Here is a 15,468-nt window from a genome sequence, read left to right on the forward strand (position 1 = left end):
TCGAAACATAACAGTTTTAAAGGAAAGATCCATATACCGAACTACAACTCGTCGAAACTCGTTCGACATTAACCCCTTTCAAACCCAATACAAACCCAATACACAACCCTATCATAACCCTTTCCGATTGGGTATGAAATGGGACTGAATAAGCTTTAAAATGTAAGTGTTAGATAGTAGGTATGACTTCATTTTATATTGCTGCTCTGTCATTTTATATCTGCTTCCAACAAAATAGACGTAGTGAAATATTAGTTGAATTGAAGGATTGTAAATTGTAACTTTACAATTTACATGACAATAGCCGAGATTTTTTTATGCATTAATGTATCTGGCAAATGATAAAATCATTTACAAATAAAGCTATAAAAGCTTTATGGCAATCGGGAGAAACAAAAAGACTTCCTCCGGAAAGCGTCAATAAGATTATCAAGATTTTAAACTATATCGATAGCATCAATAGCATATCTGATTTGCCAGAACCAATCATTAAGAAATACCGGATTCATGCATTGAAAAAGCCACCTTATCAAGGTTTTTGGTCGATGGATGTAAGTGGAAACTTTAGAATAATCTTTCGATTAGAAAATGGAGATGCGTATGATCTTCATTACTTAGACACACATTAAACGCTGAAAAACAATAAAATAGGAGCACTATGAAACAAAATCCCATTGTACATCCTGGATTTTTATTAAAAGAGGATATACTAGAATTCAACAATTTATCGGTGACAGACGCAGCAAAACTGTTAGGGATCACGCGGATAAACCTCTCAAAAATCATAAATGAGAAGTCCGCCATATCTCCAAATATGGCGATTCGAATTAGTAAGGTATTTGGGGGTTCGCCAGATTTTTGGCTGAAGCTACAAATGCGATATGATTTAATAAATGCAGAAAAAGAGTTCGAGAAAAAGAATATCCAATTAGAGAAATATAACAAAGCCTCATAATAATCATATGATCGGCAATTCAACACCTAACTAGCTGATATGAGATCTCGAGCAATAAAATCGCACATCAAGTAATAAATCAGCAGCAACCAAGGTCCAAGGCCGCAGCCCTATCCTATTTCAACTCTTCGCCTTTAGCTGGCAGTGCTGCCAAATAGACTCCCGCGACTGGTAAAAGAAAAAGCCATTTGTTGATACCGACATCATTCATTCGACGGAATCCCAAAGCCAACATAGGGAAAAAATTAAGACCGATTAGATAATAATGGAGATTTTCAATACCTATTCTTTTCCCAACTACGCTCAAAATAATCGTAAGCAAAAAAGTAGCGATATAGAATGTCCAGAATTCCTTGATAGATGATTTACCGCGGTAATCAAATATGTTTAAATAAGGGTTAATGAGATCTTTAATCAATGTCTTAGATAATTTGGTTTATTTGTTAAATGTACAAGATTTTTAAATATAAATCAACATTCCAATAACTTCCCTTAATTTTTTCATTATTGTGTTTTTAAGGAGCGCCAAGACCTTTCCTCATTGTGATGGATATTAATGGAAAAATGAAAGTTTTTTTGGGGATGTAAGTGCTGAACGTACATTTTTGTATCTTTCCAATTCAGTAAAATCATCTTAAAATGAAATCAGCAAAGGAAAAAATGATCGCTGGAGAGCTCTTCTTGGATATGGGCGGTGAGCTCTTTCAAGAGCGGCAACAAGCTAAAAAGATGCTTCATGAGTTCAACCAAATGGATCCCACGAAGGTTAAAGCCCGCAATCAAATTATCAAAAAACTCTTCGGCAAAACCTCCAACCGTTTTTTTATTGAACCGCCCTTCCGCTGCGATTACGGATATAATATAGAAATAGGTGATAACTTTTATGCGAATTATAACTTAGTTATTCTCGACGGCGCGAAGGTTATCATCGGCGACAATGTGATGATCGCGCCAAATGTTAGCCTATTCACGGCCTCCCATCCTATCGACGCAAAGCTACGCACAGAAGGCTGGGAATTCTCCAAGCCGATTACGATAGGCAATCAAGTATGGATTGGTGGCAATACCGTCATTAATCCCGGCGTCAGTATAGGCGATAATTCCGTTATCGGATCCGGGTCGGTAGTAACAAAAGATATACCTGCCAATGTTGTTGCTGTAGGCAATCCATGTCGAGTGATTCGGCACATTGATAACAGCGATGAGAACATAAAAAATACCTGAGGCGGGGAACCCCAGGTATTACCAAACCAATTATTAACCTAAATTATGAAATTATGAATTTACTATCTAAACGGTAGTTGTTGACGTTTATTATATAAAGAGTGTATCTTTTACACTTTTTTTTGTTACAAATTATTTCTAGGGTATGCTTGGTGATTTTCACAAGCAAAAATGCCCCGTATAAAACCTTCTGGTCTATATTGAAAAAGCAAGGGAGATGAACATACTTGATGTTTTTAATAACAGCCCCAAAAAACAAAATACCCGAGGCGGGGAACCTCAGGTATTTACCAAACCAATTATTAACCTAAATATTTTTTCTTCTATTCTTTATTATAACGAAGTCAATATTCGATTATTGTATCTTTATTAAAATTTTTAACATTTCTTTTTCTTGCGTTCAAAAAACACTAGTTGGTCGTATTCTGGATTACGTCTACCACCTTGTTTTTCAGACTGGTAATATCCGATTTCAACCCAACCATCAAGGTCATTACATTGACTGGGTTCCCTTGAATTTCTCTAAAATTATGCATGTATCCGAGTTCAGTTCCTAAGAAAAAGCCTTTGAATTTGTAGTCCGCCCCTATTCCGATTTTAGCCGCTGGCGAGATACTATACTTATAATGTAGCTCTACCAATTCATTATTTCCCGCATCCTGTGCTCTAGGCTCGATATTCAGCGCACCGGCAGGTCCAATATAGGCATACGTGTTCAAGCGGTTCCATTGCCGACGAATACCTCCCGCCAAGGAAAGTACATACATCGAGGCACGCGCGTTTTCAATCACACGATTATATTTAGAGTCTGGGAATAACTGATCATATTTGAAATTCATCAAATACAATGTTGGCTGTAGATAATATTTGGGGTTCTTTAAAGAAATATCAAGCCCCATACTTCCCGTAAAAAGCTTCGTAGAAAGGGCTTGTTTGGTTTTCCCTAAAGGAAGGGCAATACCAGTCCCACCGAAGTAGTAAACTTTGTTATAATGTAAGGTATCTGCACCTTTTTGCGCGAACGCGCTAAATGACACCCAGCAAAAAAATGCCAGTAAAACTAATTTCCTCATTAAAAATTGTTGGTTTATTGATTAACAATATTCCCTTACAATTTGTTTTACCAGCGATTCAAATTAGTTCCTATAAGAAGTTTTTTGATTGAGGACCTTGGCTAAAGAGTAGATCGATAATACTTAGATTCGGTATGAATCCGTTCTTTTCTTCAAATAACTGATAATAGGGTTTTGGATCGCTCATTGGCGAAGGCTGTCGCGGATGTATTGCTTTTCGATAGTCTATCCCCCCCTCAACATCGGTATAGCTTTCCGAGAAGCTGATTTCTCTATTCATTTTCAACAACTTGAGAATCAGCTTAATTTGCTCCGTATTATAATCTAAAAGAAGATCATATTCTTTTTCATAAAATTCTCTAAAGTCGTCTTCATAGAATTCGAAATATGCAGAACTGCGATAGGCGGTTTGTATACTTAGCCAGTGCAGGCGTTGCCAAGGGTGATCATAATTGATCCTGACATCTTTCATTCTAACACGTTCTTTTCTGCCGTGCACAATCGGCACGATCAGATCCAAGATACCATTAGCTGTTCCGATTTGCGTTCGGGTACGGAAGGTCTGTTTTGGATAATTTTCAAATTGCTCAATCACAAGGGGTTGATCGTTTTGTTTTATCGCATGGAAGTAAGAAACATTCGGCAAATAGCACGCCGGCATTAAAAGTCCTGATGACATAAGTAAATAAACAACAAAATGTCCGCAAAAATAGCTTTATTTGGGGATATTTGCATAGTACTTATCACTTGTGATGAAAGAAAAACTAGTATCGGGATTACTTTATCTTATTTCATTATTACCATTTTGGTTGTTATATTTGATTTCAGATGTACTTTTTGTGCTAATTTTTCATGTGATTGGCTATAGGAAACGGGTGGTGTTTGAGAACTTACGAAATGCCTTTCCTGAGAAGTCCGACGCAGATATCAAGCAGATTGCGCTAGAGTTTTATCGTTATTTCCCTGATCTTTTGGTTGAGATTGTAAAGCTAGCGAGCATTTCAGAGAAGGCCGTTCGCGAACGTATTGAACTTTTGAACCCAGAGGAGGTGTATCGGCATATTCGTGCTGGCAAATCGGTCATCGGTGTAACAGCGCATTATGGCAATTGGGAGATGGGTATCCATAGTCTCTCGTTGATGATGGATACGCCCGAGCTAATCATCTACAAACCTTTAAATAATAAAGTATTCAACGAAGTCTATAACCGCATCAGAACCAGGTTTGGAGCGACGATGGTGCCGATGAAACAGATTCTGAGGCACATGATAAAGTTGAAAAATGTACCACATATCAGTATGTTTGTGGCGGATCAGACGCCTGTATACCAGGAATCTGATTATTTCATGGAGTTTCTGAATCAGGAGACATTAGTTTATACCGGTACTGAGCGTATCGCACGGATGACAAAGAGTCCTGTCGTATTCTGTGAGATCAGAAGAAAGAAAAAAAGAGGATATTACTACTGTAAGTTCACTACATTAGTAGAAGATCCTGATGAGTATCCAGAACATGAGATTACCCATATCCATAATCGGTTTACAGAGCAAATTATTCGCGAGGAACCTGCTTATTGGTTATGGTCTCATCGTCGATGGAAAAGAAAAAGAAGGAGTTAAATGACTAATAATCCAAAAGTAGCAGTTGTCATATTAAACTGGAACGGTCGATTTTTCTTGGAGAAATTCCTTCCTTCCGTGTTTAACAGCACTTATCAAAATATTGAGTTTGTTATTGGCGACAATGGTTCGTCCGATGACTCTATTGCATATGTTGAAGAGAATTACCCGAAGTTTACCATTTTAAAGAATTCTGAGAATTTAGGATTCGCGGGTGGGTATAATGAAATACTTAAGCGTGTTCAAGCAGACTATTATGTTCTGCTAAACTCGGATGTTGAAGTGTCTCAGAATTGGATAGAGCCGGTTATTGCGCAGATGGAAAAAGACCCATTATTGGTAGCTGTGCAACCTAAGATACAATCGTATCATCAAAAGGGTTATTTTGAGCATGCCGGTGCCGCAGGCGGCTATATTGACTATTTTGGATTTCCGTTTTGCCGTGGCCGAATTTTCGATCAAGTGGAAAAGGATGAGGGGCAATACGACGATGAGAAAGAAATATTTTGGGCCACCGGAGCGGCATTATTCATAAAATCGGCGGCCTGGAAGGAAGTCGGTGGCTTCGATGCGGATTTCTTCGCCCACATGGAAGAAATTGACCTGTGCTGGCGATTGAAGAAGCTAGGATACAAAATTGGATATTGTCCTAATTCTCTGGTCTATCATGTCGGTGGCGGCACATTGAACACCAGCAACCCGCATAAAACATATTTAAACTTCCGCAATAATCTCCAAATGCTACAGAAGAACCTCCCGGTTGGTCAAGGTATTTGGAAGATTTTCCTTCGCTTTTGGTTGGATTTCGCGGCCTTGCTGAAGTTCTTGATGGAACGAAAACCGAAGGATGCATGGGCCGTGAGCCGCGCGCATCAATATTTTGTCAAAAACTTCATCAAAAACGCAAGAAAACGAAAGACCTATTCGAGCAAAGAAAACAAAGTTGGTCAATACAAGAACTCCATCGTATGGGATTTTTATCTGAATAATATCCATAAATTCTCTCAACTAAAAGACAATAATTTCCATCATTAGGTGTTCTGCTGAAGAATGTTTTTTACTGGTTTATCTTTTATTGCTCTATAGTTTGCGTATTTAATTAAATAGTTGTTTTAAATTGTTTTAGGCCTAGAATATTTTGTATTTTCGTGGTCTATGTCAGCAGATATCCAGTCAAAAATTGAGCAGCTCACCCAGGAATTAAACGAGTATAATTATCAATACTATGTATTGGCCGAATCGTTAATTTCTGACTATGATTTTGATCAAAAACTCAAAGAGTTAGAATCCTTAGAGGCTCAATACCCACAATATCGTGATCCCAACTCTCCTACTCTAAAGGTTGGTGGAGATATTACGCAAAAGTTCAAGACCGTAAAGCATAAATGGCCAATGATGTCATTGGGCAATACGTATAACGAGCAAGAGTTAAAAGATTTTGACAACCGCGTAAGGAAGGTCATTGGCAATCAGCTTCAATATGTTTGCGAGCTTAAATTCGACGGCTTATCTATTTCGTTGACCTACGAAAATGGAAAGCTATTGAAAGCTGTAACGCGTGGTGATGGAACGCAGGGTGATGAAGTAACGAACAACGTTCGTACGATTCGCAGCATTCCCCATCAGCTAAAAAAAGGTACTTTTCCAGATACGTTTGAAATCAGAGGCGAGATTTTTATGCATAAGTCGGCGTTTCTTCGTTTGAACAAGGAGCGTGAAGAGAACGGCGATCAGACTTATGCCAACCCAAGAAACTTCGCGTCGGGAACCATCAAGCTACAAGATTCCGCCGAAGTTGCCAAGCGTCCTTTAGACTGCTTCCTCTACTTTTTGTATGCCGACAATAGAAATAAACTATTTGACAATCACTGGCAGAGTATTGAAGCGGTAAAAGAATGGGGCTTCCATGTTTGCGAGCATACCAAACTTTGCAACAATATCGACGAGGTATTAGATTTCATTCATTATTGGGATGAAGCCAGACATAAGCTATCCTATGAGATCGATGGGATTGTTATTAAAGTGAATGATTATGCACAGCAGGAAGATCTTGGCTTTACAGCAAAGTCTCCGCGCTGGGCAATTTCCTATAAATTTAAAGCAGAGCGTGTAGAAACCATCTTGAAGAGCATCAGCTATCAAGTTGGGAGAACGGGTGCAGTAACCCCTGTTGCTAATTTGCAACCTGTGCTATTGGCAGGAACAACCGTAAAGAGGGCATCCCTGCATAATGCGAATGAAATTGCACGTTTGGATCTGCATGAAGGCGATACGGTATTTGTAGAAAAAGGCGGTGAAATTATCCCGAAGATTATCTCTGCAAATGTAGAAAAACGTCCTGCGGGCGCTGTTGCTATTGTCTACCCTACGCACTGTCCGGAATGTGGAACCGAGCTTATCCGTCAGGAGGGCGAAGCCGTTCATTATTGTCCGAATGAGGATGGTTGCAGACCGCAAATCGTTGGAAAGCTTCAACACTTTATCGGTCGCAAGATGATGGATGTGCAAGGTCTTGGTGATGAGACAATAGAAACTTTCTATCGCTTAGGCTTGGTTTCTAAGATTTCAGATCTATATGCATTGAAAGATCATCAGGATAAGCTAGTAGGCTTAGAAAGATTTGGTCAAAAGTCTATCGACAATATGTTAGCCGGTCTGGAGGCATCTAAACAAAAGCCATTTGAAAAAGTATTGTTTGGCTTAGGGATTCGTCATATCGGCGAGACAGTCGCCAAAAAATTAGCACAGCATTTTAAGAATATCGATGCTATCGCGGCAGCATCTGCTCAAGAGATTGAATCAGTTCCGGATATCGGTTTCCGTATTGCGGAGAGTGTACATTTTTACCTGAACCAGCCCGAGCATTGGGAAGAGATTGAGAAGTTGAAAGCGGCGGGTCTACAATTTGAAATAGAGGAGAAAGAAATTGTGCTTGCCGGCGACGGTCTTTCTGGTCAGACGTTCTTGATATCAGGCGTCTTTGCCGACTACTCTCGTGAAGAGCTTACAGCACTGATTGAATCGCATGGTGGTAAGATGCTCAGCGGGATATCCGCGAAATTGAACTACCTAGTTGCCGGGGATAAGATGGGGCCATCGAAATTGGCAAAGGCTGAGAAGCTGGGCGTACCGATTATTTCGGAAGGCGAGCTATTAGCAATGATTAACAAATAGAATACATACATTAAATAATTATATACGAATGAATGAGCTTCAAGGAGCAGGTGTAGCCATCGTTACACCTTTTAATGCAGACGGATCTGTGGATTATGAGACCCTGGGTAGGCTGATTGACTACCAAATTCATGGGGGAATTGATTACATCGTTTCTTTGGGAACAACTGGCGAAACAGCCACATTGTCGAAGGAGGAGCGAAAGCAGGTTTGGGCATTTACTTCGAAGCATGTAGATAAACGCATTCCCTTGGTTGCGGGCATTGGCGGCAATAACACCATGGAAATTGTAGAGCAGGTTAAGAATTTCGATGTATTGGATTATATCGCAATTCTATCGGTATCTCCATACTATAACAAGCCTACGCAAGAGGGAATTTACCAACACTATAAAGCGATTGCTGAGGCCTCTCCCCTTCCGATTATCTTGTACAATGTACCGGGAAGAACGGGCAGCAATATGACCGCTGCAACTACCGTTAGACTAGCAAATGATTTTAAGAACATTATTGCTATCAAAGAAGCGTCAGGCAGTTTTGCACAGTTCAGCGAAATTCTACGTGATAAGCCAGCAGATTTTATGTTGATTTCAGGTGATGATCCTGCTACCCTGCCAATGATTGCTTTGGGAGCCGTAGGTATTATTTCAGTTGTTGGAAATGCTTATCCAAACAAGGTATCAGCGTTAGCACACCTATGTTTAGAAGGTAATTTTGAGCAAGCGAGAATTATACATTCAGACCTTCTTCGCATTACCGACCTATGTTTTATCGAAGGTAATCCAGCAGGGGTTAAATACATCCTGAAGCAAAAAGGATTTGGTGAAGACACGGTTCGTTTGCCACTCGTTCCGGTTGGTAAGCAGACGCAGGAAGGCATAGCTCAGGAAATCAAAAAACTTTCTTAGTATTTGTTTCTAAATAATTTGCGGAGATACAGCTACTAATGGATTTCTTTTCGCGTAAAGTTTTTATTTTAGGTATCTTTTTTGCGGATTGCAGACAAATAAATATAAGAACATGGAAACCACAACAAACCAACAGCCTAAGAAAGGTGGATCAATGATCGGCAAGTTTATCAGCTGGACGCTATTAATTGTTGTCCTAATCGTTGCAGGTTGGGTCTATTGGAATTATTACAATGTTTTTGGCGAGGGCGTAAAATCCGGCGTCTTGAACTATGCTGTTAAGAAAGGTAATATATTTAAGACCTATGAAGGAAAACTGATTCAAGAAGGCTTTGGCGCAACTAAAACCGGTACAGGATTAACGAGCAATCAGTTTGAGTTTTCTGTGGAGAACGATTCTATCTATCGTATTCTGGAAGTGAACAGCGGAAAAGTATTCGATCTTCACTACAAGGAATACCGTGGTGTATTGCCATGGCGTGGAAACACGGTCTACATCGTCGACCAGATTATCCAAATGCGCGATTTAAAACCTGGTTCTTATTAAGCTGAGGCTATTATCAGATTGATATTTTTGCAAGCTTCTGAGTTCGATATTTTCAATACTTATCGAATTCAGAAGCTTGTTTATTAAAAAAACATTGCATAATTGATTTTAGCAATGTATATTTGCGCAGTGCCGAGCAATTGGCACCTAATCAAAACCCTTCAAAACGATTGGTCTTGATTTATAAAGAAGTGGCGAGAGACTGGCTCAAAGACCCACTGGCAACCTTCAATAACGATTGAAAAGGTGCCAATTCCTGTCCAAAGCAATTAAGCTGAGGAGCATATAAATGACAAAAGACTATGACTTCAACATTTACAAATTCTTTTATTGGATTTTCTAGCGGCAAACCTGCTAGCAACTCTTCTTATACTATCTTTTTCGTCGTGAACACCTGTTCACGAATGCGATAGTCGTCGGTATTCCCAGATTCCTTGGATAAGGAATCCTCATACCTCTACATGACGACCAAAGCTTAGCGATTAAAGAACAGAATTCATTATTTATCATTTTAAAAAATTACAACAATGGCTGATATTAAGAACTTAAAATTTGAAACATTACAGGTACATGCAGGACAAGAAGTAGACCCTACTACTGGTTCTAGAGCATTGCCTATCTACCAAACATCGTCTTACGTATTTGAAAATGCAGAGCACGGTGCTAATCTATTCGCATTAAAACAATTCGGAAATATTTATACCCGTATTATGAACCCGACAACGGATGTGTTTGAAAAGCGCATCGCTGCATTGGAGGGAGGTGTTGCAGCAGTTGCTGTTGCTTCGGGACAAGCCGCACAATTCATCGCTTTAACGAATATCTTAGAGGCAGGTGACAACTTTGTATCGGGTGCAAACCTATACGGTGGTACATACAATCAATTTAAAGTTTCATTTAAACGTTTAGGCATCGAAGCCCGCTTTGCAGAAGATACTGATGCTGATAAAATTGAAGCTTTGATTGATGATAAAACAAAAGCTATCTACGTAGAGACTATCGGAAATCCGAGCTACAACATCCCGGATTTTGAGCGCATTGCTGCTGTTGCGAAGAAGTACGACCTTCCATTAATCGTGGACAATACATTCGGTGCTGGAGGTTATTTGTTTAAACCATTGGAGCATGGAGCGAACGTTGTTGTTGAATCTGCAACAAAATGGATTGGTGGACATGGTACTAGTATCGGTGGTGTCATCATCGATGGTGGTAACTATAACTGGGGAAATGGCAAATTCAAACAATTCTCAGAACCTTCAGAAGGATATCATGGATTAGTTTTCGCTGATGTATTTGGTGAGAATGGTCCTTTTGGAAACATACAGTTTGCAATTAGAGCGCGCGTAGAAGGCTTGAGAGACTTCGGCCCTGCCCTATCTCCATTCAACTCTTTCTTATTGGTACAAGGCTTAGAAACCTTGTCATTACGCGTTCAGCGTCATGTTGATAACACCTTAGAGATTGCACAATGGTTGGATGCGCATCCACAAGTGGAAAAAGTTAGCTACCCCGGATTGAAAAATCACCCATATCATCAAAATGCGCAGAAGTATTTAAAGAATGGCTACGGTGCTGTTTTATCATTCACTGTTAAAGGCGGTGTTGAGAAAGCAAATGACTTCATCGATGCTTTGCAATTGATCAGCCACCTAGCGAATGTTGGGGATGCGAAGACGTTAATTATCCACCCTGCTGCAACAACGCATCAGCAATTAAGTGCTGAAGACCAAGCTAAGGCTGGCGTACTTCCAGGACAACTAAGATTATCGGTAGGTATTGAGCATATCGACGATATCAAAGCAGATCTAGAACAAGCTTTTGAGAAAATCAAGTAGGTATAAGCACCAATTGATTGCAAATAAGATTACAAAAACGAAAAAGAACACTAAAAGAATACCATGAGTAAAAAACTTGTTATCGGGATGTTTGGGTTCGGCGTTGTCGGCCAAGGATTGTACGATATTATCAAGACGAAGGATTTAAATCTAGAGATTAAGAAATTTGTTATCAAAAATCCCGATAAGAAAAGAAGCCTTCCTGCTGAACTATTCACTACCGATGCAAACGCTATATTAGAAGATCCGGAAATCAATACCGTTGTTGAGTTAATTGACGATGCCGATGCTGCATTCGAGATCACAAAGCGCGCCTTATCATCTGGCAAGAACGTCGTGTCAGCAAATAAGAAAATGATTGCTACACATTTAGAAGAGCTCGTTGAAATTCAACATCAGCATGGCACTTCGCTATTATATGAAGGTGCGGTTTGCGGAAGTATTCCGATCATCCGTAATCTTGAAGAGTATTATGATAACGAGTTGTTGCACTCGGTGAGCGGAATTTTCAATGGATCCTCGAATTACATTCTTTCTAAGATTTTCAATGAAGATCAAAGCTATGATGTTGCTTTGAAGAAAGCACAAGATTTGGGTTTTGCAGAAACCGACCCTACATTAGATGTTGGTGGTTTTGATCCAAAATTTAAATTGGCAATCGTTGCTTCGCATGCTTATGGGCTTTATATCAATCCTGACGAAATCTTAAACTTAGGTATTGATACGCTGGGCGATGCGGATATTCGCTATGCGCGCGAGAAAGATTATAAGATCAAGCTGATTCCATTGGCTAAGGAGGTTGATAATCATCAGGTGGTATTATATGTTCTGCCGAAGTTCATCAAAAAGAGCAATATCCTGTACAATGTAGAGAATGAATATAATGGTGTATTGGTGAAAGCAGCGTTTGCGGATGAGCAATTCTTTTTAGGAAAAGGCGCTGGCGGTCACCCGACGGGTTCTGCCGTACTATCGGACATCACAGCATTGCGCTATGATTACCGTTATGAATACAAAAAACATCTGGACGCACAGCAGGTAGAGTACACTAAAGACTATACAATCACCGTATATTTCAGATATGATGACGAAGATGTATTAGAAAACATCAATTTTATCAATATTTCTGAACGTTTTTACAGTGAAAATCACAAATATGTGATTGGAACTATAAATATTCAGGAGATTATTGATAAAAGAGCCGTAATTCATCAGCAAGGAAATTTCATAGCCGAAATAATCTAAAATTGAAAAGGAGAAAGCGCAATAAATATTGCGCTTTTTTTTTGTCATCACAAAGGCATTATGCGCGCAAAGGCGGAAACATTTCTAAAAATCAAGAAAAGTGACATGGTTTTTGCTTAATATATTTACTATATTTAGAAATAAACTTTAAATCTTGAGTGTTATGAGAAAATGGAATGTGTTGGCATTGTTGAACTTGGCGACTATAAGCCTCTTTGCGCAGGATAGCACCGCGGAAGTGGCAACTTCGTCTAACTCAACATTTGTCGTGATCGGTGTGGTTTTATTAGTGGTCGTGATCTTTATGCTCTACCGAAAACAAAAGAGAAAATTCAACGACTAAGAAATATAAGTTAACAACAAAGGCCTCGCAATGCGAGGCCTTTGTTGTTTTATGTTCTAATCTCTTTTTAGACCAAACTTTTCAATCTTGCTATACAAGTGACTACGCTGTATATCAAGATCGTCTGCTGTCTTAGAGACATTCCAGTTGTTCTTCTCCAATTTATACTTAATGAACTCGCATTCCGAGAAATCTTTGAAATCTTGGAAAGAAGTAAATTGCTCGAAATCAAACCCTTCGCTTGCATCAGAAGATCCATTAGACTTTGGTGCTTGCGACACACTCTCTGGATTAGCAAACATACGAACGTCATTCTCCGTAATCTTCTTATCACATAGAATAATAAGACGCTCGATCATATTGCGAAGCTCGCGGATGTTACCTGTCCATGGCAAAGCTTGCAGTGCTTTCATTCCATCTGGAGTAATGGTCTTCACCGGCATGCTGTATTCAGCACATATCTCTTCACAAAATGCTGTTGCTAATGTTGGGATATCATCTTTACGCTCTGTCAATGAAGGTACATGAATTAGGATCACGCTCAAGCGGTGGTACAAGTCCATACGGAAGTTTCCGTCTTCAATTTCCTGAAGTAGATTCTTATTGGTCGCCGCGATGACACGCACATTAACATCTATCTCCTTCTCTCCACCGACGCGTGTGATCTTATTTTCCTGTAATGCGCGCAATACTTTAGCTTGCGCAGATAGGCTCATATCGCCGATCTCGTCTAAAAAGAGCGTTCCGCCGTTCGCCTGTTCGAACTTACCGATACGTTGCTTCACGGCTGAAGTAAATGACCCCTTCTCATGTCCAAACAATTCAGATTCGATCAATTCTGAAGGAATAGCCGCACAGTTAACCTCGATAAGAGGAGACGCCGCACGCATAGACTTCTCATGCAACCAACGAGCAACAAGTTCCTTACCAGCACCATTGGCACCCGTAATCAAAACTCTAGCTTCCGTAGGAGCAACTTTATCAATAGTGTCTTTAATCAAGCTAATGCCTGAGGAACTACCTAGAATTTCTTTTGTTTTGGAGAACTTACGCTTCAAAACTTTGGTTTCCTTTACTAAGGAACCCTTTTCCAGCGCATTTCGAACAGTTATTAGAAGACGATTAAGGTCTAAGGGTTTTTCAAGGAAGTCAAAGGCACCTTTACGAGCTGCCTCAACAGCAGTTTCAATTGTACCATGACCGGAAACCATAATAAACGGAACGTCGGAGAATTCCTTCGCGGTGCTCAACACCTCCATACCGTCCATCTTGTTCATCTTGATATCACAAAGAACAAGGTCAATTTTTTCCTTTTTTAATATTTTGAGTCCATCTTCTCCGTTGTCGACATCCAACACTTTATAATCTTCGTATTCTAAGATATCACGTAAGGAACTACGTATCGGACGTTCATCATCGATGATTAAAACTGTGGTCATATTATCTCTTTCAAGTTTATCGGTAAAAATTAAACATTAATTAAAATAGAAGCAAACTTTATAAGCCGGGTTCTGTATCCATTGCTGGATTTCTATCATTTATCTAGGCTTGCATTCACACACAAGCTCAATCAACCTACCCATTACGAGTACCCGAAGGTAGAAAACGAGCAGCCTTCTAATCTCGCAACCTATTTGGTCTTTCAACACACGAGGTTTACCGTAATGCATGTCGCCATACAATACCGTGAGCTCTTACCTCACGTTTTCACCCTTACCCCTTGTGAGGCGGTATATTTTCTGTGGCACTTGCTGTCTATTGTGAAATAGCCTTCCCGTTAGGAAGCGTGTTGCTCTTTGTTGCCCGGACTTTCCTCTTTCCTGCTTTTATACAGAACAGCGATAGAACCAGTTTGCTTCAATATGCAAAAGTAGGAAAAATATGCATACAAAGGTTTATTTAGATTTTCGAGACAATACAGCTCAATAAGAAAAATAGTTGAATAATATTTTCATTATCTGTAGCGGTAGGATTACCAATATCGTATTACTACAAAACATTAGTCGACGATTGTTTTATTTAGTTATTAGTATTTTAACTTATCGTTATCATTTTATGAAAAAACTATTATCATTCACAAGCGGATTAACCATTGCAACTTTAGCAGCCGTGGTATTCATGTCGTCATGCAAGGACGATAAAAAGAAAAACTCTACTCCACAGCCTAAATACCCAATGGAGGCTAACATTAGTTACAGGGTTGTGTCAGTTACTGGCAATGATGCAAAGTTGACTAGTGTGCATTATTTAGGAGAAAAAGCTGAGCTGGAACAGAAAGAATATAAAATTGCCACAGAAATCAAAGCAAAAAGAAAAATTGCTAAAAAAGGAGAGAAAATTCACATCCGTGCGAAAGTAGACAAACCAGCAACGGTAAAATTGGAAATCAAAGTGAACAGCAATGCTGCCATCACAAAAGACTTCGTTATCAAGGATGCTACGAAAGACGAAGCTAAACTAGAATATACATTTAATTAATAAACGATATTTGAGCAAACCTTAAAACAACTTTTGACCCTGAGAATAGCTGTACGATTGTGCAGCTA

16 protein-coding genes, 1 other RNA gene and 1 riboswitch are annotated in these 15,468 nt (G+C 39.4%); of the genes, 12 read left to right on the forward strand and 5 right to left on the reverse strand.

Features of this window, described 5'->3' with window-relative positions:
- Positions 1–338: 338 nt before the first annotated feature.
- Both DSM08_RS13125 and DSM08_RS13130 read left to right on the forward strand, forming a co-directional pair.
- Positions 339–629 carry a type II toxin-antitoxin system RelE/ParE family toxin gene (locus DSM08_RS13125; protein WP_149526591.1) on the forward strand — a complete coding sequence of 97 codons (291 nt, stop codon included), beginning with the start codon at positions 339–341 and terminating at the stop codon, positions 627–629.
- A gap of 29 nt (positions 630–658) precedes the next feature.
- Entirely contained in the window at positions 659–955 is a 297-nt protein-coding gene (locus tag DSM08_RS13130) for a HigA family addiction module antitoxin (RefSeq protein WP_149526592.1), read from the forward strand.
- Positions 956–1,070: 115 nt separating this feature from the next.
- Here DSM08_RS13130 and DSM08_RS13135 read toward each other — a convergent pair whose 3' ends face one another.
- Complete coding sequence (locus DSM08_RS13135) at positions 1,071–1,373, reverse strand: DUF805 domain-containing protein (RefSeq protein ID WP_149526593.1); 303 nt, start codon at positions 1,371–1,373, stop codon at positions 1,071–1,073.
- 221 nt (positions 1,374–1,594) lie between these two features.
- Between DSM08_RS13135 and DSM08_RS13140 the strand changes: the two genes are divergently transcribed.
- The gene (locus DSM08_RS13140; protein WP_149526594.1) at positions 1,595–2,179 is read left to right on the forward strand and encodes a sugar O-acetyltransferase; all 585 of its coding nucleotides are present in this window, start codon (positions 1,595–1,597) and stop codon (positions 2,177–2,179) included.
- Positions 2,180–2,589: 410 nt separating this feature from the next.
- On the opposite strand, the gene DSM08_RS13145 is transcribed toward DSM08_RS13140, so the two are convergent.
- Complete coding sequence (locus DSM08_RS13145) at positions 2,590–3,252, reverse strand: hypothetical protein (RefSeq protein ID WP_187773862.1); 663 nt, start codon at positions 3,250–3,252, stop codon at positions 2,590–2,592.
- 70 nt (positions 3,253–3,322) lie between these two features.
- Positions 3,323–3,931, reverse strand: coding sequence for a WbqC family protein (locus DSM08_RS13150; protein WP_149526596.1), 609 nt, complete (start codon positions 3,929–3,931; stop codon positions 3,323–3,325).
- A 73-nt stretch (positions 3,932–4,004) separates the two neighbouring features.
- Between DSM08_RS13150 and DSM08_RS13155 the strand changes: the two genes are divergently transcribed.
- From DSM08_RS13155 to DSM08_RS13190, 8 genes are all read left to right on the forward strand, one after another.
- Complete coding sequence (locus DSM08_RS13155) at positions 4,005–4,871, forward strand: lysophospholipid acyltransferase family protein (protein ID WP_149526597.1); 867 nt, start codon at positions 4,005–4,007, stop codon at positions 4,869–4,871.
- Positions 4,872–5,906: a glycosyltransferase family 2 protein gene (locus DSM08_RS13160; protein ID WP_149526598.1), complete on the forward strand. Its 1,035-nt coding sequence runs from the start codon at positions 4,872–4,874 to the stop codon at positions 5,904–5,906. It begins immediately after the preceding gene.
- A gap of 120 nt (positions 5,907–6,026) precedes the next feature.
- On the forward strand, positions 6,027–8,045 hold the full coding sequence (gene ligA, locus DSM08_RS13165; protein WP_149526599.1) for an NAD-dependent DNA ligase LigA: 2,019 nt from the start codon (positions 6,027–6,029) through the stop codon (positions 8,043–8,045).
- A gap of 28 nt (positions 8,046–8,073) precedes the next feature.
- On the forward strand, positions 8,074–8,952 hold the full coding sequence (gene dapA, locus DSM08_RS13170; protein WP_149526600.1) for a 4-hydroxy-tetrahydrodipicolinate synthase: 879 nt from the start codon (positions 8,074–8,076) through the stop codon (positions 8,950–8,952).
- Between the two features lie 112 nt (positions 8,953–9,064).
- Positions 9,065–9,499 (forward strand): hypothetical protein, encoded by a 435-nt coding sequence (locus DSM08_RS13175; RefSeq protein WP_246172248.1) that lies wholly within the window; start codon positions 9,065–9,067, stop codon positions 9,497–9,499.
- 178 nt (positions 9,500–9,677) lie between these two features.
- A riboswitch (SAM riboswitch) is annotated at positions 9,678–9,791 on the forward strand.
- Between the two features lie 235 nt (positions 9,792–10,026).
- Positions 10,027–11,334 (forward strand): O-acetylhomoserine aminocarboxypropyltransferase/cysteine synthase family protein, encoded by a 1,308-nt coding sequence (locus tag DSM08_RS13180; protein ID WP_149526601.1) that lies wholly within the window; start codon positions 10,027–10,029, stop codon positions 11,332–11,334.
- A gap of 63 nt (positions 11,335–11,397) precedes the next feature.
- Positions 11,398–12,579, forward strand: coding sequence for a homoserine dehydrogenase (locus DSM08_RS13185; RefSeq protein ID WP_149526602.1), 1,182 nt, complete (start codon positions 11,398–11,400; stop codon positions 12,577–12,579).
- Between the two features lie 163 nt (positions 12,580–12,742).
- The gene (locus DSM08_RS13190; RefSeq protein ID WP_149526603.1) at positions 12,743–12,922 is read left to right on the forward strand and encodes an LPXTG cell wall anchor domain-containing protein; all 180 of its coding nucleotides are present in this window, start codon (positions 12,743–12,745) and stop codon (positions 12,920–12,922) included.
- Positions 12,923–12,978: 56 nt separating this feature from the next.
- On the opposite strand, the gene DSM08_RS13195 is transcribed toward DSM08_RS13190, so the two are convergent.
- On the reverse strand, positions 12,979–14,361 hold the full coding sequence (locus tag DSM08_RS13195) for a sigma-54-dependent transcriptional regulator (protein ID WP_149526604.1): 1,383 nt from the start codon (positions 14,359–14,361) through the stop codon (positions 12,979–12,981).
- Between the two features lie 45 nt (positions 14,362–14,406).
- Positions 14,407–14,780, reverse strand: an RNA gene (rnpB, locus tag DSM08_RS13200) — RNase P RNA component class A.
- A 197-nt stretch (positions 14,781–14,977) separates the two neighbouring features.
- On the opposite strand from rnpB, the gene DSM08_RS13205 reads away from it, so the two are divergent.
- Positions 14,978–15,400 (forward strand): hypothetical protein, encoded by a 423-nt coding sequence (locus DSM08_RS13205; RefSeq protein WP_149526605.1) that lies wholly within the window; start codon positions 14,978–14,980, stop codon positions 15,398–15,400.
- Positions 15,401–15,468 lie beyond the last annotated feature (68 nt).

The organism is Sphingobacterium hotanense, from assembly GCF_008274825.1.
In the GTDB taxonomy this organism is placed as follows: Bacteria; Bacteroidota; Bacteroidia; order Sphingobacteriales; family Sphingobacteriaceae; genus Sphingobacterium; species Sphingobacterium hotanense.

What these genes read in the sequence shown, in the direction of transcription:
- DSM08_RS13185 (WP_149526602.1), top strand. Translation starts at nt 11,398, where the DNA reads ATGAGTAAAAAACTTGTTATCGGGATGTTTGGGTTCGGCGTTGTCGGC.
- DSM08_RS13145 (WP_187773862.1), bottom strand. Translation starts at nt 3,252, where the DNA reads ATGAGGAAATTAGTTTTACTGGCATTTTTTTGCTGGGTGTCATTTAGC.
- ligA (WP_149526599.1), top strand. Translation starts at nt 6,027, where the DNA reads ATGTCAGCAGATATCCAGTCAAAAATTGAGCAGCTCACCCAGGAATTA.
- DSM08_RS13125 (WP_149526591.1), top strand. Translation starts at nt 339, where the DNA reads ATGATAAAATCATTTACAAATAAAGCTATAAAAGCTTTATGGCAATCG.
- DSM08_RS13130 (WP_149526592.1), top strand. Translation starts at nt 659, where the DNA reads ATGAAACAAAATCCCATTGTACATCCTGGATTTTTATTAAAAGAGGAT.
- DSM08_RS13190 (WP_149526603.1), top strand. Translation starts at nt 12,743, where the DNA reads ATGAGAAAATGGAATGTGTTGGCATTGTTGAACTTGGCGACTATAAGC.
- DSM08_RS13180 (WP_149526601.1), top strand. Translation starts at nt 10,027, where the DNA reads ATGGCTGATATTAAGAACTTAAAATTTGAAACATTACAGGTACATGCA.
- DSM08_RS13155 (WP_149526597.1), top strand. Translation starts at nt 4,005, where the DNA reads ATGAAAGAAAAACTAGTATCGGGATTACTTTATCTTATTTCATTATTA.
- DSM08_RS13175 (WP_246172248.1), top strand. Translation starts at nt 9,065, where the DNA reads ATGGAAACCACAACAAACCAACAGCCTAAGAAAGGTGGATCAATGATC.
- DSM08_RS13205 (WP_149526605.1), top strand. Translation starts at nt 14,978, where the DNA reads ATGAAAAAACTATTATCATTCACAAGCGGATTAACCATTGCAACTTTA.
- DSM08_RS13150 (WP_149526596.1), bottom strand. Translation starts at nt 3,931, where the DNA reads ATGTCATCAGGACTTTTAATGCCGGCGTGCTATTTGCCGAATGTTTCT.
- DSM08_RS13195 (WP_149526604.1), bottom strand. Translation starts at nt 14,361, where the DNA reads ATGACCACAGTTTTAATCATCGATGATGAACGTCCGATACGTAGTTCC.
- dapA (WP_149526600.1), top strand. Translation starts at nt 8,074, where the DNA reads ATGAATGAGCTTCAAGGAGCAGGTGTAGCCATCGTTACACCTTTTAAT.
- DSM08_RS13160 (WP_149526598.1), top strand. Translation starts at nt 4,872, where the DNA reads ATGACTAATAATCCAAAAGTAGCAGTTGTCATATTAAACTGGAACGGT.
- DSM08_RS13140 (WP_149526594.1), top strand. Translation starts at nt 1,595, where the DNA reads ATGAAATCAGCAAAGGAAAAAATGATCGCTGGAGAGCTCTTCTTGGAT.